We start from the raw sequence: 2,636 nt of genomic DNA, 5'->3' as shown, positions 1-2,636 counted from the left end.
TGCGTATTCCGGCGAACGTGACCGCTCATTCCGGCGAACGTGACCGCTGCGCATGAGATGGCGTTACGCGGTCAAATTCTAATGCCTGCGGTCACGATGGGTCGATATTTTTCTCCTTTTTAGCGCTTTTTGATCGTTCGGCACGCAGCGAGTCGCCGGTCAGCGTGAAGCGGTGGTTGCGCTGCATGACGCGGTCCAGGATGGCGTCGGCGATGGTGGCGTCGCCGATCCAGGCGTGCCAGTGCTCCACCGGCAGCTGGCTGGTGATGATCGTGGCCTTGCTGCCGGCGCGGTCGTCGATGATCTCCAGCAGGTCCGAACGGGTCATGCTGTCGATGGCGCCCATGCCCCAGTCGTCTAAAATCAGCACGTCGATCTTGGCCAGTTGCAGCAGCCATTTGCCGAAGACCCCGCTGCCGTGCCGGATGCGCAGTTCTTCCTGCAAGCGCGGTACGCGCTGGTAGACGGCGGAGTAACCACGCCGGCAGGCGTACTGCGCCAGTGCACAGGCCAGCCACGACTTGCCGGCGCCGGTCGGGCCGGTCACCAGCACACTGTGGCCGGCGCTGACCCAGTCGCCCAAAGCCAGGCTCATCACCTCACGCCGATCGATGCCGCGACCGGCGCGCGCGTCGATGTCCTCGATTGCCGCCTGCCCATATTTGAGGTGTGCGTTCTTGAGCAGCCGTACCAGCTTGCGGTCATTGCGGGCGTGGACCTCGCGGTCGATCAACAGTGCCATGCGCTCCTCGAAGCTCAAGGCGGCCATGCCCGGTTGTGCCAGTTGTTCTTCAAGGCCGGCCGCCAGGCCGTCCAGTTTCAGTGAGCGCAGTTGCGCCAGGGTGGTGTGCATCATCATCGTCTTGTTCCTCTTGTTTTTATTGGTAGTAGCCGGGGCCGCGCAGGTGGGCGTGCTCGGGACTGACCCATTCGCCGGTGGTGGCCGGTGCGCTCTGGTCGCAGTTGTTGGTAAGGATGTCGCGCACGTGGCGGTACTGGCAGGCGCCGATCTGCAGGGCCAGCATGCAGGCCGCCTCCAGGCGCACTTTGCCGTAGCGCTTGGCCAGCGACAGCAGGCCAAGGCAGGCGCGGTAGCCGTGCTCGGGATGCCGGTTCTCGGCCATCAGCCGCGTTACCGCTTCGGCCGTCGCCGGACCGATGCTCTGGCCCCAGTGGATCAGCCGCTGCGGCGTCCATTCCATGTGGGCGCGGTGCGCCGCCGGCATGTGGGCCGGTGTGGTGGTGAAGCCGCCGACCCGGCTGTTGCGGGCATGGCTGGCGACGCGCTGGCCACGGTGCAGCAGCTCGACCACGGCTGTGGTGATGCGCGCTTCCAGCACCTGACCAACCAGGGTTTGCGGCACGCTGTAGCGGTGGCGCTCGACCTCGACGTGGTAGTCGATGTGGACCTTGACGGTCTTGAAGTGAGCCATCTCGTAACGCTGCAACGGCAGCGGCAGCAAGGCCGGTGCATCGATTTCAAGGAAGGTGCTGGCGCGGCTGCCCGGCAGCTTCTGGAACGGCTTGTCGTTGAGCCTCGTCAGCAACGGCGCCATCGCCGCGTTGACCTCGTGGACGCTGCCGAACTGCTGGTGGCGCAGGCGCGCCATGATCCAGCGCTCGACGATCTGCACTGCAGACTCGGCTTTGGCCTTATCTTGTGGCGAGTAAGGGCGAGCCGGAAGGATTGACGTGCCATAGTGTCGCGCGAAGTCGAGCACAGTGTCGTTGCTGCGCGGCTCGTAGCGGTTGGCGTCCGCGATCATTGCCCTCGGGTTATCTGGCACGATCAGCTGGGTCACGCCGCCGTAGAAGGCGAGCGCGCGCGCTGTCGACTCAAGCCAGTCGGCCATCGTCTCGCGTGGCGTGGCGCAGGCGTAGGTGTAGCTCGACGCGCCCATCGAGGCCACGAAGATGTGGGCACGGCCGCCGTCGGTGAGCGTGATGGTCGGGCCGGCGTAATCGATGAACAGCTTCTCGCCGGCGCGGTGGACCTGGCGCATCGAGCGCTTGAGTTGCTTGGCGAAGCGACGGTAGTTGTCGCAGAACTGCGAGTAGGCGTAGGTCTGGCTGGCCGCATAATCGGCGCGGTGCTCCTCCCACAGCAGCATCAATGTCATGCCCTTGCGCCGCAGCTCGTGGTGCACGCGGCCGTAGTCGGGCTGCACATAATCCCGCGCCTTCTGGGAACCGACCATCAGGCGCCGCTCCAGCGCTGCTTCGTCCATGTCCTGTACTGCCGTCCAGTCCAGGTCAGCGGCGGCAGCCAGGCCTACGTACTTCGTGACGACACCCTTCGACAGCCCAAGCGCATTGGCGATCTGCTGGTGCGACAGTTTGGCATCGAGCTTGAGCCGTAATACGTCCTTGATCTTACGCATAGTGATCCTTGGTGCGGGCATGCTGCTTCCAGTCAAAAAACTGGAAGCGTACCCGTTCGGTTGCAAAATGCGTAACACCATTACTGCGCTGTACGACGCCGTTCCAGCATCGTGACCAGTGATTCCGGCATCGTGACCGCTGATTCCGGAAAAGCCCCGAAATCGGTCACGTTCGCCCGGAATGAGCGGTCACGTTCAAATGGAATGACTGGTCACGATGCCGGAATCACTGGTCACGTTGGTCCGGAATACCCA

At 63.9% G+C, this 2,636-nt stretch carries 2 protein-coding genes; both read right to left on the bottom strand.

Features of this window, described 5'->3' with window-relative positions; translation table 11 throughout:
* Positions 1–91: 91 nt before the first annotated feature.
* Complete coding sequence (istB, locus tag CR103_RS21660) at positions 92–859, bottom strand: IS21-like element helper ATPase IstB (RefSeq protein WP_099917948.1); 768 nt, start codon at positions 857–859, stop codon at positions 92–94.
* Positions 860–878: 19 nt separating this feature from the next.
* Complete coding sequence (gene istA / locus CR103_RS21655; protein WP_099917947.1) at positions 879–2,402, bottom strand: IS21 family transposase; 1,524 nt, start codon at positions 2,400–2,402, stop codon at positions 879–881.
* Positions 2,403–2,636: the final 234 nt, after the last annotated feature.

Source organism: Massilia psychrophila (assembly GCF_002760665.1).
Lineage (GTDB): Bacteria > Pseudomonadota > Gammaproteobacteria > Burkholderiales > Burkholderiaceae_D > JAFCUW01.
The sequence above is the reverse complement of the archived record's forward strand: the minus strand, read 5'-3'. Positions and strand labels throughout refer to the sequence as shown.

Coding starts and splice junctions, on each gene's coding strand:
- istA (WP_099917947.1), bottom strand. CDS start 2,402: ATGCCCGCACCAAGGATCACTATGCGTAAGATCAAGGACGTATTACGG.
- istB (WP_099917948.1), bottom strand. CDS start 859: ATGATGATGCACACCACCCTGGCGCAACTGCGCTCACTGAAACTGGAC.